The 21621-nt window shown below is 60.7% G+C and carries 16 protein-coding genes, 1 tRNA gene and 9 pseudogenes; 16 read left to right on the forward strand and 10 right to left on the reverse strand.

What is annotated here, in order from left to right:
* Nucleotides 1-38 precede the first annotated feature (38 nt).
* Both CO676_RS17580 and CO676_RS17590 read right to left on the reverse strand, forming a co-directional pair.
* Nucleotides 39-1571, reverse strand: a complete 1533-nt coding sequence (locus tag CO676_RS17580; RefSeq protein WP_097522024.1) for a M10 family metallopeptidase C-terminal domain-containing protein — start codon at nucleotides 1569-1571, stop codon at nucleotides 39-41.
* Between the two features lie 792 nt (nucleotides 1572-2363).
* Nucleotides 2364-3071, reverse strand: a pseudogene (locus CO676_RS17590) (SOS response-associated peptidase).
* 233 nt (nucleotides 3072-3304) lie between these two features.
* Between CO676_RS17590 and CO676_RS17595 the strand changes: the two are divergent.
* Nucleotides 3305-4326 (forward strand): annotated as a pseudogene (locus CO676_RS17595) (IS110 family transposase).
* A 460-nt stretch (nucleotides 4327-4786) separates the two neighbouring features.
* Here the strand turns inward: CO676_RS17595 and CO676_RS17600 are convergent.
* Nucleotides 4787-5241, reverse strand: a pseudogene (locus CO676_RS17600) (hypothetical protein).
* Nucleotides 5242-5456: 215 nt separating this feature from the next.
* On the opposite strand from CO676_RS17600, the gene CO676_RS17605 reads away from it, so the two are divergent.
* The 5 genes and pseudogenes from CO676_RS17605 to CO676_RS35265 all read left to right on the forward strand — a co-directional run.
* Nucleotides 5457-5765, forward strand: coding sequence for a hypothetical protein (locus CO676_RS17605; protein WP_097522026.1), 309 nt, complete (start codon nucleotides 5457-5459; stop codon nucleotides 5763-5765).
* Between the two features lie 40 nt (nucleotides 5766-5805).
* Nucleotides 5806-6783 (forward strand): non-homologous end-joining DNA ligase, encoded by a 978-nt coding sequence (ligD, locus tag CO676_RS17610; protein ID WP_097522027.1) that lies wholly within the window; start codon nucleotides 5806-5808, stop codon nucleotides 6781-6783.
* A gap of 409 nt (nucleotides 6784-7192) precedes the next feature.
* A complete protein-coding gene (locus CO676_RS36110) occupies nucleotides 7193-7429 on the forward strand; it encodes a hypothetical protein (RefSeq protein ID WP_245424343.1) in 237 nt (78 codons plus the stop codon).
* Nucleotides 7426-7878: pseudogene (locus CO676_RS36115) on the forward strand (GcrA family cell cycle regulator). Before CO676_RS36110 ends, CO676_RS36115 begins: the two are co-directional and overlap by 4 nt.
* A 39-nt stretch (nucleotides 7879-7917) precedes the next feature.
* Nucleotides 7918-8319 (forward strand): annotated as a pseudogene (locus CO676_RS35265) (hypothetical protein); the annotation flags it as partial.
* Nucleotides 8320-8569: 250 nt separating this feature from the next.
* Here CO676_RS35265 and CO676_RS17635 read toward each other — a convergent pair.
* Nucleotides 8570-8758, reverse strand: a complete 189-nt coding sequence (locus CO676_RS17635) for a hypothetical protein (protein WP_014763802.1) — start codon at nucleotides 8756-8758, stop codon at nucleotides 8570-8572.
* 789 nt (nucleotides 8759-9547) lie between these two features.
* Between CO676_RS17635 and CO676_RS35270 the strand changes: the two genes are divergently transcribed.
* The 7 genes and pseudogenes from CO676_RS35270 to CO676_RS36125 all read left to right on the forward strand — a co-directional run.
* Nucleotides 9548-9622 (forward strand) — tRNA-Met (locus CO676_RS35270).
* Nucleotides 9623-9659: 37 nt separating this feature from the next.
* Nucleotides 9660-9869 (forward strand): hypothetical protein, encoded by a 210-nt coding sequence (locus CO676_RS17640; protein WP_097522029.1) that lies wholly within the window; start codon nucleotides 9660-9662, stop codon nucleotides 9867-9869.
* A 660-nt stretch (nucleotides 9870-10529) separates the two neighbouring features.
* Nucleotides 10530-10688 (forward strand): annotated as a pseudogene (locus CO676_RS17650) (DUF2280 domain-containing protein); the annotation flags it as partial.
* 423 nt (nucleotides 10689-11111) lie between these two features.
* Nucleotides 11112-12244 (forward strand): annotated as a pseudogene (locus tag CO676_RS17655) (DUF2213 domain-containing protein).
* On the forward strand, nucleotides 12244-12420 hold the full coding sequence (locus CO676_RS35275) for a hypothetical protein (RefSeq protein WP_179875522.1): 177 nt from the start codon (nucleotides 12244-12246) through the stop codon (nucleotides 12418-12420). Before CO676_RS17655 ends, CO676_RS35275 begins: the two are co-directional and overlap by 1 nt.
* Before the next feature lie 448 nt (nucleotides 12421-12868).
* Nucleotides 12869-13195, forward strand: coding sequence for a major capsid family protein (locus tag CO676_RS36120; RefSeq protein WP_245424345.1), 327 nt, complete (start codon nucleotides 12869-12871; stop codon nucleotides 13193-13195).
* Nucleotides 13191-13395 (forward strand): annotated as a pseudogene (locus CO676_RS36125) (hypothetical protein); the annotation flags it as partial. The gene CO676_RS36120 and the pseudogene CO676_RS36125, both read left to right, overlap by 5 nt.
* Here the strand turns inward: CO676_RS36125 and CO676_RS37010 are convergent.
* Nucleotides 13392-13604: a hypothetical protein gene (locus CO676_RS37010; RefSeq protein ID WP_097522031.1), complete on the reverse strand. Its 213-nt coding sequence runs from the start codon at nucleotides 13602-13604 to the stop codon at nucleotides 13392-13394. The pseudogene CO676_RS36125 and the gene CO676_RS37010 sit on opposite strands and share 4 nt — an antisense overlap.
* Nucleotides 13605-13676: 72 nt before the next feature.
* Here CO676_RS37010 and CO676_RS35280 point away from each other — a divergent pair, with 72 nt between their 5' ends.
* From CO676_RS35280 to CO676_RS17680, 3 genes and pseudogenes are all read left to right on the forward strand, one after another.
* Nucleotides 13677-13835 (forward strand): hypothetical protein, encoded by a 159-nt coding sequence (locus CO676_RS35280; RefSeq protein ID WP_179875523.1) that lies wholly within the window; start codon nucleotides 13677-13679, stop codon nucleotides 13833-13835.
* Nucleotides 13836-13874: 39 nt separating this feature from the next.
* Nucleotides 13875-14050 (forward strand): annotated as a pseudogene (locus CO676_RS36130) (pyridoxamine 5'-phosphate oxidase family protein); the annotation flags it as partial.
* A gap of 177 nt (nucleotides 14051-14227) precedes the next feature.
* The gene (locus CO676_RS17680) at nucleotides 14228-14692 is read left to right on the forward strand and encodes an NUDIX domain-containing protein (protein WP_097522032.1); all 465 of its coding nucleotides are present in this window, start codon (nucleotides 14228-14230) and stop codon (nucleotides 14690-14692) included.
* A gap of 65 nt (nucleotides 14693-14757) precedes the next feature.
* On the opposite strand, the gene CO676_RS17685 is transcribed toward CO676_RS17680, so the two are convergent.
* The 5 genes from CO676_RS17685 to CO676_RS17705 are packed head-to-tail and all read right to left on the reverse strand — an operon-like array spanning nucleotide 14758 to nucleotide 21571.
* Complete coding sequence (locus CO676_RS17685; protein ID WP_097522033.1) at nucleotides 14758-15930, reverse strand: SAM-dependent methyltransferase; 1173 nt, start codon at nucleotides 15928-15930, stop codon at nucleotides 14758-14760.
* A complete protein-coding gene (locus tag CO676_RS17690; RefSeq protein ID WP_097522034.1) occupies nucleotides 15902-18559 on the reverse strand; it encodes a nitrate reductase in 2658 nt (885 codons plus the stop codon). The genes CO676_RS17685 and CO676_RS17690 overlap by 29 nt, the downstream gene beginning before the upstream one ends.
* Nucleotides 18560-18561: 2 nt before the next feature.
* Nucleotides 18562-18900: a nitrite reductase small subunit NirD gene (gene nirD / locus CO676_RS17695; protein WP_097522035.1), complete on the reverse strand. Its 339-nt coding sequence runs from the start codon at nucleotides 18898-18900 to the stop codon at nucleotides 18562-18564.
* Nucleotides 18901-18904: 4 nt separating this feature from the next.
* Nucleotides 18905-21367: a nitrite reductase large subunit NirB gene (nirB, locus tag CO676_RS17700; RefSeq protein WP_097522036.1), complete on the reverse strand. Its 2463-nt coding sequence runs from the start codon at nucleotides 21365-21367 to the stop codon at nucleotides 18905-18907.
* Between the two features lie 6 nt (nucleotides 21368-21373).
* The gene (locus tag CO676_RS17705; RefSeq protein ID WP_097522037.1) at nucleotides 21374-21571 is read right to left on the reverse strand and encodes a hypothetical protein; all 198 of its coding nucleotides are present in this window, start codon (nucleotides 21569-21571) and stop codon (nucleotides 21374-21376) included.
* Between the last annotated feature and the right edge of the window lie 50 nt (nucleotides 21572-21621).

Below are 21621 nucleotides of genomic sequence, written 5' to 3' on the forward strand. Positions count from 1 at the left end.
GCTGGTAACGAACAACAAGACGTTTCGCCGCCGGCCGCCTACAGGACGAAGTAGCCCTTCTGCAGGGTGACGGCGTCATCGAGATGGATCGCGAAGTCGGCTTTCTTGTCACCGTTGACGTCGCCGTAGATATAGGTGTCGGAGGCAGCGCGGTCGTAGCGCAACTCCCCCTTCTTGCCACTGAAAGCGGCGGCGAAGGTGAAGGCTTGGTCGCCGCTCGTGGCCGAGTCGGCGTCGATCGCGGAAAGATCGATCCGATCGGAATCCGAGGCGACGAAGTCGTAAATGGTGTCGCGGCCCGACGTGGAAACGGTGCTGTCCGCTACTGCCTTGAACTGAAAGGTGTCGGCGCCAGCGGCGCCGAATAACTTGTCTGCGCCGCCACCGCCATAGAGCGCATCATTGTTCGATTCGCCGTACAAGGTATCATTGCCGTTGCCGCCATAGAGCTTGTCCGCGCCCGAACCGCCATAGAGCGTATCTTTGCCGGAAGCGCCACTCAGCGCGTCATTGCCGCTATTGCCCCACAGCCGGTTAGCCGCCTGGTTGCCGATGATCTTGTCGCCGGCCGAACCTCCCTTGACGTTCTCGATCAGCGATCGCGTATCGCCATGATAGAGCAGCGAGTTGAAGATGTTGCCTGCGGCAAAGCCGTTATTGGAACCGCCACCGAGCCAGGCAAGCTGGTCGACGCTGAAGGTCGACGCGTTGCCGGGCCGCAGGTCGATTTTGAGGCCCGTCGCATAGGCCGACAGATCGTAGGTATCGTTGCCGCCGCCATCCCAGATCGTGGCGAAGATGCGGTTGGCACCTGGTGCTATGCCGACCGAGCCATTGACGAGCGTCGCACCGCTGCCGGGCGTCCATTTGTAAACCGTGTCGCCGCTGTTGGTCGTGAAGTCGGCGCCGTAGATTTCCTGCAGTGCCGCAATGTCGGCCATCATGAACGTTTGCGGCGCGCCGTATTGTTCGTAGTAGTAGCCCTCGCCCGCTCCAACATAGCCGCTATAGGTCATGATCGAATATTCGATCGAATCGTATTGGGAAGGCAGAGGCTTGAAGGCCCCCTCTGCTTCGTGGCCGTGCTTCAGACCGAGCGCGTGGCCGAGTTCGTGCAGCAGCGTATGCCATGCATAGTTGCCGGCTACAGGGGTACGATTATCTGCAGCTGTGCCTGCATAGGTCGTGCCAAACCAGATGTCGCCGGCTTGAGCATAGGCACCTGGCAGGTAAGCCCAGGCGGTATCCGGCTCGTTCGACTGGGCGAACCGGATTGTCGCGCTGGCTGCGCTTCCGGAGGTGAAGCTGGCATTGGTGAATCCCTCGACGGAAAAGCCGTCATTGGCGGCCGAGCCGAAACTTTGCTCCATCGCGAAAAGCGCGGCGTTTATCTGCGCCTGTGAGACCGCGGCAAAGCCGTTATCCTTCTCGCCGCTATAGCTGTAGCTGCTCTTCACTGTCGGAAAGGCATAGGTGATCGGCCCGGTCCAGGCATAACCCGAAAGTACGCCATCAATCAGACTGTTGCCCGTCGTGTTCAAGGTCGCACCCGTCTTACCCGTACCGCTCATGCCAAATTCCCCATCAGAAAAGCGCGGGGCTGTTGCCTCGCGCTTAGAAAACGCAGATCCTTGCCGGCGACGATAGGTTCCGAATGCCTACGATTTTCGTAACGACTTCAGTCCAAATTGGAGCGAACCTCGCGATTTCTCTGATTTGCTGATCAGCGCGCGGCTTACGTTATCCCTCTGGTGTCTATCTGCGCCTATTGGAGCGGAAGAGAGTCTCCCGGCTCCACTACACATCGCCAACAAGCGCGGGTTTTAACGGCAGCCATGCGGACTGTCCATTAGACCCGGTGGACTAGACTTTGGAGATTACGTCAAACTTCATTCGGGCTTCAGAGGCGCGCCGAAGCGCTTACTTGCGGGACTGGCGTCGGTCCCTCGCTCACGGCGGTGACAACGTTTCGCCTTTGTCAAAGACCGAACCCGCCAGGGGCACCTTGCGCAACACTCGGCAACCAAAGGCCTTCGGCGCCACGCCAGCCGACAATCGGAATGTCGCACTTGCGATCGAATTTCCCGATTGGCGCCTTACGCTCACAGTTTTTTGCGGTCTTGAACTTGTGGCCCGGAATTTGGACTGTGCTTCCCTCCGCAGGGGAGAAAAGACCAAACGACATGGCCAGCGCCGTTAAGGCGCACAGTGTTCCCCTCAACATGTATCTCCCCTTCGCATTTAAGAAAATGCTGATTTTACATCAGGCGGAGTAGGTTGACCTTTAGCCAATCGGAATTAGCTCGGATGGAGCACATCGCCTTTAGACGGGCCAGTAGCCCTTGATCTCGCTCGCGCTCTCACTATCTCAATATGCATAAGCGACGTTCGAAGCGGTTGGTGTCGTTCTTCGGAGAACCGACTTTCCGGTCGATCGGCCACATCGTCATCGGTTCCGCCTGGAACGGCTTCATCAGGTCGAAAGGATCCGGCTCCGGCGAAAGCCAGCGCTCATAGTCCTCTCGGTGCAAGATCACCGGCATCCGATCATGGATTGTCGCATCATCTCATTTGGCGGGCAGGTGATGACGCAGAAGGTGCGGATATCCTCTCCCGTCTCCGGATTGCGCCACTTCTCCCATATGCCGGCGGCGCAAATGGTTCGCCAGACTTCATTGCAATGGCATATGGCTGCTTGTTCTTGCCCGTGCCGAAGATGTCCTTCCACTCGAAAAAACCGTCAATCGGGATGAGGCAACGGCGGCTGCCATAGGCCTTCTTGAACATACCGTTCGAGGAAACTCTCTTCGGGCATTGACCGGCGGCGGCCGGCCGGGCCTCTGCTCTTTCATCCAACCGGGCACCAAGCCCCAACGTGCGCTGACGAATGTGGGGCTGAAAACGTCCGGATCACGGACGACATCGCGGATTATGATCGGATAGTAAAGGGACGGAGCGCCGTTGTAGCGCGGGAACTGGTTGGCCATCCCCAGGACCGCTTCCCGCTCAGCCATGGAAAATCCCCGTAACAGGTCGTCAAGGGTGCTCTTGATGCAGACTCGTCCGCACATAGGTTCTCCGGAACGACAAAGCTACCGCGGCGGCGCGCAGCGTCAATGATGATTGCCAGTGGGCCGCCCGCTCCACTTCGGTCGATGCTCAAAGCAGAACATGGGGTAATCGCGGCGCGATCGTCCCAGGTCATTTCAATAAGATGATGGCTGGCTGGAGTGGTTGCTCCCGATACGATGGGAAAACGGGCTCACGATTGGAACCGGGCCCAAGCATCGAACGGAGAGCAACCATGGACCAATATATCGGGCTTGATGTTTCATTGAAAGACACCGCGATCTCGATCCGAGAGGACGGGAAGCGGATCTGGCGGGGTAAGTGTCCTTCGGATCCAAAGGTTCTAGCGGAAATGATCCGCAAGCACGCCCCGCACGCCAAGCGCGTCGTATTCGAAACGGGGCCGCTGTCGACCTGGTTCTATCATGCGCTGACGGCCGAGGGGGTGCCCGCGATCTGCATTGAAGCGCGGCATGCGCAAAAGGTATTGCACGAGACGCTCAACAAGACCGATGCCAATGATGCGGATGGCTTGGCCCAGCTGGCCGAAGCCGGCTTCTACAAGGCGGTCCGGGTAAAATCATTCGACGCCATGCTGACACGCACGCTGGTTGTGGCCCGCGATCAGCTCCTGAGCATCTCCACCCAAATCAGCAACCAGATCCGGGGTGTCATGAAGACGTTCGGCCTTATCGTCCCCAAAGGCACAGGTCGGGTGTTTGATGCCCATGTCCGACAGCTTCTGGAGAGGCAGACCTCTCTGGCACAGATCATTTTGCCCCTGCTTGAAGCATGGCACGACATCCGCAAGCGTGCGGCCATTCTTGACCGTCAGCTCATTGCAGCGGCGCGGCAGAGCCCGGCTACGAAGCTGTTGATGACAATTCCGGGCATAGGTGCCATCACGGCGGTCTCTTACGTCGCCGCAATCGAGGATCCGGAAAACTTCCGAACTTCGCGCTCAGTTGGCGCCTGGCTCGGGCTGACCACACGCCGCTATCAGTCGGGCGAAGTCGATTACGATGGTCATATCTCACGCAGAGGCGACAACCGTCTGCGCGGGCTGCTTTACGAAGCGGCGACTGCGATGCTTACGCGAACCAGCGTCAGGAATTTAAAAACTGGGGGCTCAAGTTGCGCGAGCGGCTTGGCTTCAAGCGGGCCGCTGTGGCCGTCGCCCGCAAACTCGCGGTTATCATGCATACCATGCTCAAGACGGGAGAAATCTTCAACCCTTCGGCCGGCACCAACGCATAATGAAGGTCTGACAGCCGATCACTCTCAGCGCATCATCTTTCTGACGCGACGAGGCGTCCCTGTCGTGGACGTAGGTCGGGTCATTCCGTCAAACTGGCGGCAGCTCCCAGAGACTGCGCGCAGAACATAGGAAGACCTTTCCTGCGAAGACCATGATGCGGCGGTCTTGTACCGACCGCGGAGACAACCATGTTCCCGACATACGATTGCTCTCACGTCAAAATGAAGCACTGAGCGGACACTGAGAACGCACCATATGACCGATCCGAATCTGTGCCATGAACATGTGCCCGGAGCTCATCCGACGTATCTAAACGGGCTTGACTCGCAAAGCGCGATTAGACAACCAGTTCGGGCCGCATTACCGATCGCGAAGCCGAAGCTGCCCCACTTTTGGCACTTAGGGTGTTCGCAGTAGTGGACGTATGGGCCTGCCTCGCAATGCGGCTTCGCTCCTTGCTCATCGCTCATCGGCTTTGTCTCCCCGGCGACGGTCGAATTGCTCTTCAAACGCTTGCTGCCAGTTTGAATGGCAAGAGCTCCCGGCGTGCTTCAATTGCTCGAAGTGGAATCTTCGCAGCAGCGCCGCTGAGATCATGTGCGCCATTTCGTTGCGGGCGCTTTCTGCTTTCGACCGATCCTGATCGCATGCGGCCCGGCGTAGCTCGATTGGTATTGAGTAAAGCGTCTGCGTGACGAAAGGTGTGATCGCCGGAGAGCGCAACACCGACTCGATGTCGAAAATGGCGAATGCTCGAAAAGAATCTGCAATCATGGCGGCGACCTCCTGCACGCCGCGGACCTCAACTGGACGGCGATATTGATCCAGGCCGGCGAAGCCCCGCCTTTGATGGGGCTTCAAAATGGCAAGGTGACAGCAATCATGCTTTCGATCTCATCCGAAAGTGTTCGCATGGCGCACCTTTCCTGACCGCGCAAAGCGGTTACCAGGTCCCCTTATTTTGTCGGAATGGCGCGCCGCAGCGCCGATAATGTTCTTATTATGTTCTCATGACGTGGAATGTCAAGCTTTCGACCCATTTAATCGGAGGGGGTTGCTGTCGGAGGGTTAGGTCCAGTAAACCGGCCGTCCGAAGAGTGAGATATATTCTGTGGATTCGCAGGCAAGCATGGACCAAATAAACAAGTTGAGCGGAAGGCGAGCTGCGGATCGGCCGCCGAAGGAAGCGGTCTTAGCTTTGGATGTACTTTCGGATTCTGAGCGCCTGGCGCTTCTCTGGATAATGCGCCGGGGAAATGCACACTTCATCGAGTGGTCTGCGGAAATCCAGGGATTGTCGAGAAAGGGCGTGGTGTTCCCGATTGACGACAACCACGAGATTTATACGGTACGTGGAAACATTTGGGCCGCGAGGGAGCAATATATGAATGCCCACAGGGACGTGAAAACGACCGATCTGTTCCCTTACCACTCTTAGTCAATGCGACGGTTTGACTAGGCTGTGCGTTAATGGGCGCATGGCCAGAGCATCGTCGAAAACACCGCGCGGCACCTCATCTCCGGACCCGATGCCGGATCGGGTTGATCCGTGTCTGGCGATGTTAGTCGACAAGCCACCAAAAGGGCCGGACTGGGCCTTTGAGGTGAAATGGGACGGCTATCGGTTGGCCGTCCACGTCGAGCCGGAGAGGGTACGTATAATCACACGCGGCGGCTACGACTGGACGCTCCGCTTTGCTTCGATCGCGGCCGAGGCACGCCAGCTTGGTTACGAAACCTTGATCCTCGACGGTGAGGCGGTGGTTCTTAACGATCAGGGCCGGTCGGATTTCGGGCTGCTTCAGCGTGCCCTCGGCAAGCGACCTAGCCTGCATGATCCCAGCGAAATCCTCTTCTTTGCCTTCGACCTTCTCTATGTCGACGGTTGGGATCTACGCCGGCTGCCGTTTCGCGAACGCCGATGGCTGCTCGATCCAATCGTCGCCGGCCGCACAGGTGCCATCCGATTATCGGAAGAGGTCGAAGCGGATGGGGAGGAATTCTATCACGTCGCCTGCGCGCACGGCCTCGAAGGCATCATCGCCAAGCATCGGGAAAAGCCTTACCGCAGCGGCCGCGGCGAATGGTGGCAGAAGATCACCTGCAAGCGCCGCGACAGCTTCGTGATCGTCGGCTTCGAGCCGTCATCCGTCCCCGGCGCTATCGGGCGGCTGCTGCTGGGAGCAAGGAGGAGAGGTGAGCTTGTCTATGTCGGCGGCTGCGGAACCGGATGGACGTACGCGGAGTCGGCCAAGCTGCGGGAGCTCCTAGAGGAGATCCGGACGGATTCGCCGGCGGTGCTCCTGAAACGAAAGAACGCCGTCTTCGTCGAGCCCGTGCTGATCGCTGAGGCCGAGTATCGCGCCTGGACGCAGGATGGGAAGCTCCGGCATCCATCGTTCAAAGGCATCAGGGAGAGGGCCGATGATGCGACCGTGTTCGAGCTGAATTCCTGATGTTGGTAAGACCTGCGATTTTCAATTCGTCAATGTTATCAATGGGACGCAACTTGGTCGCACCATTGCCTAAGGGATTGATTTTGCCTGATCCTCGCAGAACTGCAGGGGTCGCCATCTACTTTCTGACCATTCGCAGGGCATCGACCCGAAGAAGATCGACGCCGTCCATGGATACGCTCTCGAAGGCGTCCCGACATGCGGCCTCACGATCGCCACGCAGAAGCTGATCAAGGGCGATTACGCCGGCAATCCTGACGTGCTCCTGGGCACCATTCCGAAGCCGCCGATTCTCGCAGCACTGGCCAAGCTTAAGGCAAAGCCGGCCCGAGAGGACCGCGTCCGAAAGCGCGAGATGCTCGAGGCGATGTAGCCGGCCGACGCGCCTGTCGACCGGTCACCCGAGGTCATGGCGCGCGTTCGCGCCAGGCTCAATCAGTTCTGCCAGGAACATGCCGCGTCGAAGTTGGCGGCCGGCGGCATCATCGTTCAAGAGCCTCTGTCACCAGAGCGCGCCGACGAGTTGGCCCGCATGCTGTCATTGCCGGACGCCAAGGAAATCAGCGCCGAGCAGATGGCGTACCGGCGCAAGGTGCAGTCGGACATAGAAGCGGCGGAGCCCCCAGCAGAGGACCAAGCGGCATGACCATCCAGCACCGCACCGTCGACATCGAGGCTGCGTCGAAGCTCTGGAGGGACGATCTATCAGCTTCGTAGATCGCAAAGCGTTTCGGCGTCTCTCGCAACATCATCGTTGGGATCGCATTTCGAAATCGTGCGTTTTTCCCGGAGAAACAAAGATCTAGGAGTACTAGGCCCCAAAAGGCCGAACCGCATCCAAGGAAGGTCGAAACGCGCAAGCTGTAAACTCCGCACGAGAGAGAACCAGTCCCGGTCTCAGATTATGATGTGAAGCGTTTGCCATATGCAAAGCGTCTAGAGGATTTGCTTCCCTGCGAATGCAAGTGGCCCCTCAACAACGGCGGCCCATACCTTTTCTGCGCAGCCAAGGCTGCCGGGACATACTGCCAACACCATCAATCTAGATCGCTATCAAGCTACCGCACCAAGAAGCAGGGTGACCATGCCGGCTGATAGGTGCGCAACGTTAACACAGACTAGCGAGAGACAAGCATGAAGAGATCACGTTGGTATGAGATCAGGGCAGCCCCAGGCTATCAGCGCATGGCGGCCGCGGACGATCGACTACCGGAAAGCCGACGCATGGAGTCGATCATTGAGCGGAACTGCCGCAAGGATCGCTTCGACATCTTCATGTCGTTTTACCGGGAGTTGAGGCACCATCGGACGCACCAGGTCATCCAGAAACGGTTCCATTTCTTGTCGGATATGCCTTAGTCAACCTGCCGCGGCTGAACTTCGAAGAGCTCCGCAGGGTCGACTGTGTCGTGTGCTTCCTCCGCGGCGGCGCAGGGTACGGCCCGCTCGAATTCCCCGACGGCACAATCGAAGATCTGTACTTCGCCAAGCACGAGCGCCGACAGGGCCTTTCTCTACGAACAGCATTGCAGGAAGGCCGGACCGCTGCCGAAAGTTCACACTCGGCGCATTGGAGAAATGCGCCGTTTTCTCGGATAGCCGAGAACGCTTGTTCCTCATGCATTTGAGCTAACCCGGTGTATTTTAAGCGCTTTCCGTGCTCGGAGCGTTCCACGGCTGTTCTTGGCTATTTCAAGTTTTGCTGAATCCGCCGCAGCTCAAACTGGGTAGATAAGGGCCTAGTGGCTGGTGGGATTGATTCCCGTTCGCCTCATCCGCAGCCCGTTTACTCTTCCCAAAGCATTTCCATGATCTCGTCGGGCGATTCCTTAACCTGGAGCGTGACGGAGACCCCGCCTTTAACAGAGCAGGTGACGAGCGTGGTGCTCCGATGGCCTTCGACGCGTTGGAAGTGCATGACAGTGTCCATGTTCACGAAGATCGGCCCATTGTTGTCGTGCAATTTTAGCCACATGCGTTCGCCCTTTCTAATGTAGTGGTTCATTTAGAATACCACAGAAGAGGACCCAATTTCGGGGAGTGGCATGCTCGAGAAATGGAACAGCCCGGGTTGGCTCGCCGGTCTCATAAGCTGGATCTAGGCAACCTCCCCACGACATCGAAGCGAGAGCAGGTGCTGGCAGCCGCCACGACATCCAGCTTATTACCGACCTGGTATCCGTGCTCGGGCACACCGAGCGTCACCGACGCCTCGCAAGAATAGGTCTGTCCTTTGTGCGTCCTGGTAAACATGATTGTGCCCACCGTGATGGTCTTGCGGCGCCCCGTGTCAAAGCCTCCCCGCGTCCTAACAGCCACGTCTCTATCGGCGACGCTGGTAACGGTTCCAATAGAGTGAGGGAAGTTATCACGCGCCAACTCTGAAAGGCATAATAGAGAGCGAAGAAGATCGCTGCACTGCCGAGAAGTATGCCGGGGAACGCAAAGCGGAGAGCCTTTCGGTCTTTATTAACAACGTCAGTCATTTGCGCCCCTCGATTGAGGCGCAAACCTAAACCACCACTCGGGCTCAGCCAAGCGGTGAGGCAACGAGTAATTGCGACACCCGATGACCGTCGTCTATGCGGTAGGGTGGTCGCCTTCACAGAAGTCGCATTATCGTGGCAATGATTAAGGCGACGAAAGTAGGGGCACGATAAGGAGTGTCCCCCATTCTAGCCTAGACCATCCTTTCGGCCGGTCCGGGATGTTCAGCAGCATCTCAAGAAGATCAAACACGGGATCCGCTTCAGCCGTGTCATAACGCAGTCAGGGCAACTGGTAAGCCGCGTGGCTCATAACCACGAAAGACCGGGTTCGATTCCCGGGCCTGCATCCAAATTCGACGAATGCCTTCCCGCGTCAGGAGGTGAAGCATGCCCTACCGTGTAGTTGAATACGATTCTGGCCCCAAGGGTATGCCGGGCATGGAAGCACTCCTCAACGCCTGGGCGGCAGAGGGGTATTCGCTCCATCAGGCAGTTCGGGAAAGCACATACCGATGGGTGCTGATCTTCTCCTCAACGATCCTGCATTTGCGCGCCGGGCAGGTAAACCTTGGATCCGACGCGCTTTCCATCGAGTAAGGATCCCTCGACCAATAGATAGGCCGATATACCGAGGATGGAGAGCAGTAGAATGCTCACCGGCAGCCCTGCTGAAGAGCGATGATCAGGTTCTTGGAAGTTCTTTCGACCTACCATGGCCGGAACCATTTTGCACATACGAGAGCGACGCCGCCACGCGGGCTCTTCCCGCCAGACGGCCTGACTGGTCAACAAAGTTCGAAGCTCTGTAGCAAGTTGGGATTATACCACGCTCGCCGGAGCGCCGCGCGGGATCACAGGTGGTGAGGCAGATGACTGCCGCAACTTGTTCGCCGTATGTTCGTAGCTATTTCAGACGCACAAAAGCCGCCCAACTGAGCTAAGTCCGGACATCGCCAGGGCTCAAATCGCCCATGCTTGCGGCACCTGCCAGCTCAGGGTCGCGTGACGATCACTCTCCGTCACGCGCACGTTGCCGGTATCGCTCCCGGTCCTCTTCGGTCGCCCCTGTGGAGAGGTCCTCGCCCGGCTGCATGCGCTGTGCGACCGGAAGCCAAGGCCGACCAGGGTTCTCTTGGGTCCATAGCTTCTTCGCGCGCTTTTCTATTTCGGGATCGTCCACCGTCGCCTCCTGTGCAGGGAGATCATATCAGGGCGCTACAGCGGCACGAGCCACCTTGATGGAGCCTTTAAAGAGCAATGGCCAATCCGAAGTATTCCGACGAGGTGAAGACCTATGTCGTCCAGGCACTAGCTTGCTTCGATAGCCCTGCCGTCGTCGCCAAGTCAGTCAAGGCAGAGTTCGACGTCGTCATCAGCCCTCAGGCAGTCGAGGCTTACGATCCGACCAAGCGCGCCGGTCGCCCGAGCGGCTCATCAAAAGGCCGAGAATATCACCATGAAAAGTGCGACCCAAAATAAGGCCGACAACTCGGCCGCCAACAGAAACCCAAACGCTGTGTCGCTCATGCAATCCTCCGTAGGCAACCTCCATTGCCGGGAGGAACTATAGGGGAGGGACGCCGGTTCCGCTACTCACTAAGACGCAAGCAGCGAGTAAATCAGAACGCCGACAGATCCCCAGAAGCCAACCATTACAAGCGCCATCGCGGCAACCAGAACCTTTGTCATGACAAAACTCCACGACTGTTGTGCAGGTCCAAAGCCTAGCCCAGTGCTGAAATCTTAGTAACGGACCATGGTCTGATCTCGCTGCTTTCGTTGACGGTGTGTCGAACATAGCCGCCCTCGCTGGGCGGCTTTTCTTTTGAGGCACTACTCATGAAATTCACAGACACTGCACCGATCGCGGGCACGCGACGGACCGCCGACGGCTACTTGGTCGCGGACGTTCGCACCGCGCGCACCGGTATCCAGCACTATGCCGGCCGTGAAGTCGGCAAGCCGGAAATGCAGTCGGTGGAGGTCTACCGGCCCGAGGATCAGGTCTTCGACAGGGCCAGCCTCGGCAGCTACGCGCATAAGCCGGTGACGAACGATCATCCGGCAGAGGCCGTGACGCCTGACACCTGGAAAGCCGTTTCGGTCGGCCAGATCGGCGACGAAGTTGCCCGCGACGGGGAATTCGTCCGCATCCCGCTCATCGTCATGGATGCCGAGGCGATCACGGCGATCGACGAGGGCAAGCGCGAACTATCGGCAGGCTACACCTGCGATCTTGCCTGGGAACCGCCCGAAGGCGAGAAGTACGACGCCATCCAGAAGGATATCCGGATCAACCACGTCGCCATCGTGCAGCGCGGCCGCGCCGGATCAGAAGCTCGCATCGGCGACGGTGTGAGGTCGTGGGGCGCTGCCCCGTTCACCAGTGATCAGAAACCGAAAGAGGACAAGATCATGACCCTGAAGACGGTTACCGTCGATGGCATCCCGGTTGAAGTAACTGATCAGGGTGCCAGGGTGATCGGCACGCCGCAGCAGCGGCTTGCCGACGCCAATATCAAGTTCGCCGACGCCGAGAAGGCACATCAGACGGCGCTCGCCGGCAAGGATACCGAACTGGCGAAGAAGGATGCCGAGCTCGACTCGACGAAGGCGAAGGTGCTTTCGGATGTCGATCTCGACAAGGGGTCCAGGCTCGCGCCGATCTTATCTCCGCGGCGAAAACGATCGCCAAGGACATCAACACCGAGGGCCTCTCAGATGCGGCCATCCGCAAGGCCGTTGTCGTCGCCAAGCTCGGCGATGCTGCGGTCGCCGACAAGTCCGACGCCTACATCGATGCTCGCTTCGACATGCTTGTCGAGGACGCCGTCAAGGGCGGCGCCGATCCTTTCCGCACCGTTGTGCAGCAGGGCCTTTCGCAGACCACTGACGCCAACGTCTCCGCAACCGCTCACAAGTCCATGGTCTCCGATCTCGAATCGGCCTGGCAGACGAAGGCAGCTAAGTGATGCCTGCAATTCAGACCACTTATAGCGCCACGCACGCCCGCTGGGTCGAAGGCATGGTGCTCACGATGGAGCCGTCCGACATTGTTACCCGGCTTGCGGAAGACGCGGAAGGCATCGGCTTCGGCAAAGTTTGCGTCCAGGCTACCGCCGACAATCAGCTCGTCGACTCCGAATAACCGCCAAGTTCGTTGGGATCGCCGTGCTCGACGCGACGCGCCCTACCGGCAAGTACGACCAGTACGACAACGTCGGGGTCATGGTGGCGTCATCGTCGTTACTGCCTCCGAAGCCGTCGCCGTCGGCGATTCGGTCTAATACACCCCGGCGACCGGCGTCCTTTCCAAGACGTCGACTTCCAACACCCTCGTCGCGAACGCGACATGGGAAACCAGCACCTCTGGCGCCGGTCTCGCAGCGCTTCGCCTCGTTGCATAAGGAGCGATCTCGATGAACGCAATTATCGCCAGGGACGCTCAGCAGGTCGCGATGAGCTTCCTTATCCGTCAGGCCTCGTTGATCGAGCCGACGGTCTACGCGATGAAGTATCAGGACATCCAGTATCCGAGGCTCATCCCGGTCGACACTTCGGCGCCCGAATGGATCCAGTCCGTCACCTATTTCTCCATGGACTCGGTTGGCCAGGCGCAGTGGTTCTCCGGCCTCGCACATGACGTGCCGAAGGTCGAACTGACCCGCGAGAAGTTCGAGACGACCGTCAGCATGGCCACCATCGGCTACGGCTATACGCTCGAGGAACTGGGCACCGCGCAGCTGCTCGGCATGAACCTCACCAGCGAGAAGGCCTCTTCGGCACGTCGGATCGCCGAGGAGAAGATCGATCAGGTTGCTTTCGTCGGCGACACCGGCAAGGGCTTCACCGGTCCGGTGAACGCCTTGGCGCCGACCGCGACGACGGCGCCGGCGGACGGTACCGGCTCGGCAGACTTATGACCAGCGGTACATCGACGGCACCACGATCACGACGGCGGATCGGCAGATTTACATCTCATCGGTGGGCCTCGCGATCGTGCCAACCGTCGGCGACGTCATAACGGCTGGCGGTCGAATATCACGTCATCGCCGCCGACCCGAACAACTACGACGGCGTGACCAACGTCGTCTTCATCGTCCAAGGAAGGATTGCTCCTTAGTCGTTTTCAGGCGGCGCCCACTGGAGCTGAAAAAGGATACTGTCATCGTATGACGGGAACCAACAGTGAGCATCGAGCCCAGATGCTCCCGCGTCGCCGCTTGGGGCCTTGAGAACGCAGCATCCCGCGTACGTCTTCACGGACTTGCAAAGCCTCACCAAATCCGAATGGCGGACGTTTTTGAGTAGAACAGGCTCAAACTCTTCCATTGGTCGCTCCCCTACGATCGGGCGGCAAGAGATTATTATCGAAAGCTAATGTTGAAAAGAGAGGATTGCAGCATGAAAATCCGCTTTGTGAAGGATTACCCGGGCCATGCCGTCGTCGATGCAGCCGATCTGTCGGGCGGTCTTGCCCAGGGGCTGACCAACCTCGGCATCGCTGAGAAGATGCCCGAGAAGTCCGTCAAGAAAGGCGAGAAGGTTGGCGCGGCTGAATAATGCCACTGAACTTTCATCCGGCTGTGATTTGAGCCTCGGCGGCATAACGAACGCCTGCACGCCTCGTCACCTCTCCAGGAACATGTCAATTGGTGGGAGCCTGGCGGATTGAAGCCGACGCCCCAGGAAACGCTCGGCGCTTCGCGCATCTCTTTTATTGCGTCAGCATCGACGAGATGACCGGACGTGCTGCCGTGGCGGAGGACCGGGGCTAAATCGCCCGAGTAAGCGAGTTGACGGCACCGCTCGCGAACCATCGCCCTTGGGTGTCGGCTCGTTGAAAAACCGGTCGCGCAACGGACATTCATCCTATCCTGGTGGCGTCGATGATATCCTCCCCTGGCCGCCGAGGTCGAGACGGCCGTCGGTGCTATCTATCGGAGGGATTAGGCATGCCGAAGAGAAGCGCGGGCATCCTGCTGTACAAGTACGAAGCCGGTGCGCTTCTCGTCCTGCTCGTTCACCCGGGAGGTCCATTCTGGAGCAACAGGGATCTCGGGGCCTGGTCGATCCCGAAGGGCGAGTACGAGGCCGACGAGGAACCGGAAGCTGCGGCGCGCCGCGAATTCTTCGAAGAGACCGGCATTGCGATGACGGGGGCGCTCGAACCGCTTGGCGAGGAACGCCTGAAGAGTGGCAAGCTCATCTCTGCCTTTGCGGGCGAAAGCGAATTCGACATCACCAGCATTCGCAGCAATCAGTTCGAGATGGAATGGCCGCCCAAAAGCGGACGCATGCAAACCTTCCCGGAGGTGGATCGTGCCGAATGGTTCACGCTCGACGATGCGCGGGAAAAGGTAAACGCCGCCCAAAGGCGGTTCATCGATCGCCTAGAAACCCGGCACAACGGGCGATGAGCGGGGGCTCATCCATCAGCTGAGCGGCGGCCGCGCGCGCAGCAGGACCGAAAGCAGCCTGAGATCTAATGGCCGGCGACCCGAAGACGCTGCTCCTTGGTCTGCTCGGCCATGCCCGCGACAATGACCGACTTGGCACCGTCGTTGACCCACGCACTCCGGTGGCGGCGAGTGGCGACGCCCGGCACGATCTCCACGGGAATGTCGAGTTTACCGAGCCATGCAGCCTCTTGCTGCGTGGCGGCACTGGTTGTCGGATCGCCCGCCTGGAGGCGCACGACGCGTTTTCCGGCTTTCGCCAGAGCACCTATCGCCGCGCTTCCATTCGGAACGCCTGCATCCAGGCTCGGCTGGTTGACAAGGATGCGCTTGGCCTCGCGCCGCGCCAGTTCCAGCACGTCATTGGAGATCCGCTCGTCATAGAGAATGACGTCGGCGGCCTGCAGGGCGCGGACTGCTTTCAGCGTCAGCAGTTCTGCATCGCCGGGGCCTGCCCCGACGATGGTGACGCGGCCGATGCAGGGGCGGGGCGTCGCCAGACGATCCACCTCCGACATCAGCCGCGTCTCCGCACCCTCCTCCGGTGTTTCTACGAAAGCCCGATCGACGAAGCGCTCCCAGAAGACGCGGCGACGAGCGCCCGGTTGCAGACGCGCATTCACCCGTTCGCGGATCGCCTGGGCGATCCTCGCCCAGCTCTTGATTATCGGCGGCAGCAGGGTCTCGATCCGGCGGCGGATCGCCTGCGCCAGGATCGGTGCCGCCCCGTCCGTCGAGATTGCCACAACCACCGGCGACCGATTGACGATCGACCCGAACTGGAACTGGCAGAACTTGGGCTTGTCGACGACGTTGACGGGCACGCCGGCCGCGCGCGCCGCCTGGAAGAAGGCTTCGGCCTCTCGATCATCTTCACAGTCGGCGATTGCCAGCGCCGCATCACCGAAGATGCCGTCGTCCCAGGATTGATCGTGATGCACGAAGGAACCGTCTTCATCGGCGGCGCCGCGGGCGAGCAGGTCGAGAAAGCCGTCGCCGAGCTCCGTATGCACTGCAAAGACATGGACCTCGGCACCGCAGGCCGCGAGGAGTTCCGCCTTCCAGGCGGCGCCGTCGCTGCCGCCGGCGACGACGACGCGCTTGCCTTTCAGCGTCCAGAAGAGCGGCAGCGTCGCGAGCGCCGCGACACGCTGCGGCTTTGAGGGTCCATCATTCGGCAGCGGCGGCAAGGCATGCATGGATAATCCCCCTGATTTCGGCGCGGCAGGAGCCGCAATTGGTGCCGGCGCTGAGCTTCTCGCCGACCGCCTCGACGCTGTGACAGCCTTCGCGGATGGCGGCGGTGATCTGGTTGACGCCGACGCTGAAGCAGGAACAGACCGTCGCGCCCGGGTCGGGCTTGTCGGCCCCGGGACGGCCAGCCGCCACGGCGAAACGCTTGCTGCGATTGGCATGCGAAGCGCGGAGCTGCGAAACCGCCCAGCTCCGCGCCACAGCGACCGGTCGGGGTGAGAGGAAGAGCGCGGCGAGCAGCCTGTCGCCGTCGAAGAAGGCGAGGCGAAACTCGCCGGAGGTCCGGTCGGTATAGCCGATCGGGTCGACATCGGCGGGAACGGAGAAAGCCTGCCGGCACCAGTCGATCCAGTCGCCGTCCATCTCTGTAAAGGCGAGTTCCATCCGCCAACCGCCATCGGCCATGGCGATCGCCCAATAGGCGGCATTGAGCCCCTGGGGTTTTTCGGCCGAAACGGCGAAGCCGTAGGTCTTGGCGGCAAAGCGCCTGGCCCGAACGGCGACATTCTTCGAAGCCGGCTGGCCGGAAACGGGGTCGGTGACCGGCGCGACCAGCGCGTCGATGCGCGCCTTCGAAGCGAACTGATCGTTCCAGTGCATCGGCACGAAGAGATTGCCTTCGGCCTGGCGATCGGTGACAAGCGCCCGCACGATTGCCGCGCCACGCGGACTCTCGATCGCCACGAGATCGGCATCGGAGACGCCAACCATTTGCGCATCGCGGGGATGGATTTCGACGAAGGGCTCGGCGAGATGGCTCGATAGCCGCGCGCTCTTGCCGGTGCGGGTCATGGTGTGCCAGTGGTCACGCACCCGCCCGGTATTGAGGGTATAGGGAAAGGCCTCGTCGACGCGGCGCCGCTGCGGCGCCCGAACGGCGATGAAGCGGGCCCGGCCATCCGGATGATAGAACCCGCCCTTGGCGAAGAAGCGCTTCACCTGAGCTGCGGCGCCTTTCGGCTGCGGCCATTGGAAAGGCGCGAGAGCGTCATAGGCGGCCTGTTCGATCACCGCATGGGTGCTGATATCGAAGTCGCGGCGCCCGTCGTTTTCGAAACCGGAAAGAGCGGCATGTTCGGCAAAGACTTCGGACTGAGACGAATGGCCGAAGGCCTCCTGGAAGCCCATACGTTGCGCGACCTCGGCGAGTTGCCACCAGTCGGCGCGTGCCTCTCCCGGCGCTGCGAGAAAGGCGCGCTGGCGCGAGACGCGCCGTTCGGAATTGGTCACCGTGCCGTCCTTTTCGCCCCAGCCGAGCGAGGGCAGCAGCACATGCGCGTGGCGGGCCGTATCGGTCTGCCGCTGCATGTCGGAGACGACGACGAAGGGACAGGCCTTAATCGCCGCTTCGACGGCGTCTGCGTCGGGCATGGAGACGACCGGGTTCGTCGCCATGATCCACAGCGCCTTGATACGGCCGTCGGCCACGGCGCGGAACATGTCCACTGCCTTGAGGCCCGGCTTGGCAGCGATCGTCGGGGCGCCCCAGAAACGCCGCACCAGGTCGCGGTCGACCGCTTTTTCTATATCCAGGTGGGCGGCGAGCATGTTTGCCAGCCCGCCGACTTCGCGCCCGCCCATCGCATTCGGCTGGCCGGTCAGCGAGAAGGGGCCCATGCCCGGCCGACCGATGCGGCCGGTTGCGAGGTGACAGTTGATGATGGCGTTGACCTTGTCGGTGCCGGCGGCCGACTGATTGACGCCCTGGCTGTAGCAGGTCACGACCTTTTCGGTCGTTTCGAACAGCCGGAAGAATTCACCCAACTGCTTCTGCGTGAGGCCCGTCGCGTCCGACAGGTGAGGGAGATCGAGGGCCGCGGCGGCCTGAAGGGCCTCGGCGAAGCCGTTGGTGTGGGCCGACACATAGTACTGGTCGACCGCGCCGTTCTCTGCCAGATGCGCAAGCAGTCCGTTGAAAAGCGCCGTGTCGCCGTCCGGCGCGATTGCCAGATGCATGTCGGCGATATCGGCCGTCATGGTCCGCCGGGGATCGATGACGACGACCTTCATCTCCGGGCGGCTGGTCTTCGCCGCCGAAAGGCGCTGATAAAGAACCGGGTGGCACCAGGCGAGGTTGGAGCCGGTCAGGATGACGAGATCGGCAAACTCAAGGTCTTCGTAGGTGCCCGGCACCGTATCGGAGCCGAAGGCGCGGCGATGTCCGGCGACCGAAGAGGACATGCAGAGGCGCGAGTTGGTGTCGATATTGGCCGAGCCGATGAAACCCTTCATCAACTTGTTGGCTATGTAATAGTCTTCCGTCAGCAATTGTCCCGAGACGTAGAAGGCAACCGAATCGGGACCGTGCTCGGCGATACTGCGCGAAAAGCGTTCAGCAACCAGGTCGAGCGCTTCGTTCCAACCTGCCCGACGGCCGCCGATCTCCGGATGGAGGAGGCGGCCGTCGAGATCGAGGGTTTCGGCCAGCGCCGAGCCCTTGGAGCAGAGCCGGCCGAAATTGGCCGGGTGCTCGGGATCACCCTTGACGCTGACCGCGCCATCATCACTCACACGGGCGATGACGCCGCAGCCGACGCCGCAATAGGGACAGGTGGTCTTGACCTCGTGCGCCATGTCTACTCCGCGGCGGCCAGCGTCAGGGCTTCAAGCGCGATGGAGAGGGCGCCGTTGTCGTTCCTCACCGGGATCGTGCGCACCGCACCCTCGTCGGCGCCGAGCGCCTTGCCGGTCTCGAGCGAGATCACCCAGTTGTGCAGCGGGCAGGTGACCTCGGTGCCGTGGACGATGCCCTGGCTGAGCGGCCCGCCCTTGTGGGGGCAGTGATCCTCGATCGCGAAGACGTCGTTCTCGGCGGTCCGGAACACGGCGATCTTGCCGATCGGCGTTTTGACGCAACGGGCGCCGCGGAGCGGAATGTCGCTGATGTCGCCAATAGCAATCCAATTCATCGTCATCACCTCACTCCGCTGCCTGGTTGAACTCGACCGTTGCCATCGGCCGGAACTCGTGCTTGTCCTTGCCGGAGACGCGCTCCGACCAGGGATCGACCTGGGCGAATATCTGGCTGAAGACGAAGCGGTCGTAGTAGCCCTTGCGCTTCTCGGCATCGTCCACGATCTGGCGGCGGATTTCGTCGAGGCCGACACGCTTCGCCCACTTGTAAATGCGCTCCAGGTAACGGGCCTGTTCGCGATACATCTGCGTCAGCGCGACGATGTGCTCGAGCGCCTCGTCCTCGGTCTTGACCAGGCCCAGGACCTCGGTGCCCTTGATGTCGAGGCCGGCGGCGCCAGCGAAGTGGATCTCGAAGCCGGAGTCGACGCAGATGACGCCGATGTCCTTGCAGGTGGCTTCGGCGCAGTTGCGCGGGCAGCCGGAGACGGCCATCTTCAGCTTGGCCGGCGTCCACGAGCCCCACATGAACTTCTCGATGCGGATGCCGAGCCCGGTCGAATCCTGGGTGCCGAAGCGACACCATTGCGAGCCGACGCAGGTCTTCACGGTGCGCAGGCCCTTGGCATAGGCCTGGCCCGAGACGAATCCGGCCTTGCCGAGATCGGCCCAGACCGCCGGCAGGTCCTCCTTCTCGATGCCGAGCAGGTCGATGCGCTGGCCGCCGGTGACCTTGACCAGCGGGACATTGAACTTGTCGGCGACATCGGCGATGGCGCGCAGTTCCTTCGAATTGGTGACGCCGCCCCACATGCGCGGCACCACCGAATAGGTGCCGTCCTTTTGGATATTGGCGTGGACGCGCTCGTTGATGAAGCGCGACTGGTAATCGTCGGCATATTCGTCCGGCCAGTCGCAAACGAGGTAGTAGTTGAGGGCCGGGCGACATTTGGCGCAGCCGCAGGAGGACTTCCACTCGAGCTCCTGCATGACGGCGGGAATGGACTTCAACCCTTTCGCCTTGATGAGCCGGCGCACGTCGTCATGGCCGAGCTCGGTACAGTTGCACATCGGCTGGACGGCGGCCGGGTTGTAGGTCTCACCGAGGGTCAGCGACATCAGCTGCTCGACCAGACCGGTGCACGAGCCGCAGGAGGCGGATGCCTTGGTGTGGGCACGCACTTCGTCGAGCGAGGTCAGGCCCTTGCCGGTGATTGTCGCGACGATCTTGCCCTTGCAGACGCCGTTGCAGCCGCAGATTTCCGCATCATCCGGCAAGGCTGCAACGGCCGCCATAGGGTCCAGCGGGGACCCTCCCTGATAGGCCTGGCCGAAAATCAGGGTGTCGCGCATTTCCGAGATCTCGGTGCCCCGCTTCAACAGATCGTTGAACCAGGCCCCGTCGGCGGTGTCGCCGTAGAGCACCGTACCGATAATGCGGTTATCCTTGAGCACCAGCCGCTTGTAGATGCCGGCGGTGGCATCGCGCAGCACGATCTCCTCGCGGTCGTCGCCATCGGCGAAGTCGCCGACGGAATAAAGGTTGATGCCGGTTACCTTCAGCTTGGTCGGCGTGTCGGAATGGACGAAAGCAGCCTTGCGATCTCCCGCAAGGTGGGAGGCGGCAACCCGCGCCATTTCATAGAGGGGTGCGACGAGGCCGTAGACCATGCCGCCGACTTCGGCGCATTCGCCGAGCGCCATGATATTTCCGTCGGAGGTCTGCATGCCGGCGTCGACGACAATGCCGCGGTTGATGGCGAGCCCCGCATCCTTGGCAAGGCCTGCATTTGGCCGGATGCCGACCGCCATGACGACGAGTGTCGCCGGAATGATCCGGCCGTCGTCGAGCTCGATGCCCTCGACCGTTTCCTCGCCGACGATCCGCTTGGTGTTTGCCTTGGTGATGACCTTGATGCCGCGCTCTTCGACCGCCTTCTGCAAAAGGTAGCCGGCGGCGGGGTCGAGCTGACGTTCCATCAGGGTCGGCATGACGTGCAGGACGGTGACATCCATACCGCGCAGGGCGAGGCCGGCGGCCGCTTCCAGCCCGAGCAGACCGCCACCGATGACGATCGCCTTCTCGCGCGACTGGGCCGCGAGCAACATCGCCTGCACGTCATCGAGATCGCGATAGGTGATGACCCCGCGCAGATCCTTTCCGGGCACCGGAATGATGAAGGGCACCGAACCGGTGGCGATTACCAGCTTGTCGTAGTTTTCCGTGACGCCGTGATCGGAGGTGACCGTCTTGGCGTTACGGTCGATCGCGACGATCTTGTGGCCCTTGTAGAGGGTGATGCCATGCTTGATGTACCATCCGTCGCCATGGATGATGATCTCTTCGTATTCCTTTTCACCGGATAACACCGGCGAGAGCATGATGCGGTCATAATTGACGCGCGGCTCGGCATTGAAGATCGTTACTTGATAGCGCCCGGGCGCCTTTTCGAAGAGCTCTTCCAGCATGCGGCCCGGCGCCATGCCGTTGCCGATGATGACGAGTTTTTCAGGGGTGCGTTCAGCCATTGGGTATCACTCCGCAGCTTCGACGAAGAGGTGGCGCTCGTAGAGAGGCTTGTGCACTGCTTCGCGACAGTTCAGGTAGGTTCGGTCGAGCAACGCGCGGATCTCCATGACCTCATGCCGCAGATGTGCGCGCGTCAGAGCGGCCGTCGCGGTCGTCTTCAGGAGGCTGCGGCGGTGGAAGCCGCCCGTTGAAGCCTTAGTCATGTGCACGTTTCCTCAAATGTGGACCGGTCGAACCGGCATAAAAAAACGCC

The organism is Sinorhizobium sp. BJ1 (assembly GCF_002531555.1).
Lineage (GTDB): Bacteria > Pseudomonadota > Alphaproteobacteria > Rhizobiales > Rhizobiaceae > Sinorhizobium > Sinorhizobium fredii_B.

Bases quoted from the DNA above. Each gene is read 5' to 3' on its own strand.
- CO676_RS17580 (WP_097522024.1), bottom strand. From the start codon at position 1,571: ATGAGCGGTACGGGTAAGACGGGTGCGACCTTGAACACGACGGGCAAC.
- CO676_RS17605 (WP_097522026.1), top strand. From the start codon at position 5,457: ATGGACCAAATAAACAAGTTGAGCGGAAGGCGAGCTGCGGATCGGCCG.
- ligD (WP_097522027.1), top strand. From the start codon at position 5,806: ATGGCCAGAGCATCGTCGAAAACACCGCGCGGCACCTCATCTCCGGAC.
- CO676_RS36110 (WP_245424343.1), top strand. From the start codon at position 7,193: ATGGCGCGCGTTCGCGCCAGGCTCAATCAGTTCTGCCAGGAACATGCC.
- CO676_RS17635 (WP_014763802.1), bottom strand. From the start codon at position 8,758: ATGTGGCTAAAATTGCACGACAACAATGGGCCGATCTTCGTGAACATG.
- CO676_RS17640 (WP_097522029.1), top strand. From the start codon at position 9,660: ATGCCCTACCGTGTAGTTGAATACGATTCTGGCCCCAAGGGTATGCCG.
- CO676_RS35275 (WP_179875522.1), top strand. From the start codon at position 12,244: ATGCCTGCAATTCAGACCACTTATAGCGCCACGCACGCCCGCTGGGTC.
- CO676_RS36120 (WP_245424345.1), top strand. From the start codon at position 12,869: ATGGACTCGGTTGGCCAGGCGCAGTGGTTCTCCGGCCTCGCACATGAC.
- CO676_RS37010 (WP_097522031.1), bottom strand. From the start codon at position 13,604: ATGGAAGAGTTTGAGCCTGTTCTACTCAAAAACGTCCGCCATTCGGAT.
- CO676_RS35280 (WP_179875523.1), top strand. From the start codon at position 13,677: ATGAAAATCCGCTTTGTGAAGGATTACCCGGGCCATGCCGTCGTCGAT.
- CO676_RS17680 (WP_097522032.1), top strand. From the start codon at position 14,228: ATGCCGAAGAGAAGCGCGGGCATCCTGCTGTACAAGTACGAAGCCGGT.
- CO676_RS17685 (WP_097522033.1), bottom strand. From the start codon at position 15,930: ATGCATGCCTTGCCGCCGCTGCCGAATGATGGACCCTCAAAGCCGCAG.
- CO676_RS17690 (WP_097522034.1), bottom strand. From the start codon at position 18,559: ATGGCGCACGAGGTCAAGACCACCTGTCCCTATTGCGGCGTCGGCTGC.
- nirD (WP_097522035.1), bottom strand. From the start codon at position 18,900: ATGACGATGAATTGGATTGCTATTGGCGACATCAGCGACATTCCGCTC.
- nirB (WP_097522036.1), bottom strand. From the start codon at position 21,367: ATGGCTGAACGCACCCCTGAAAAACTCGTCATCATCGGCAACGGCATG.
- CO676_RS17705 (WP_097522037.1), bottom strand. From the start codon at position 21,571: ATGACTAAGGCTTCAACGGGCGGCTTCCACCGCCGCAGCCTCCTGAAG.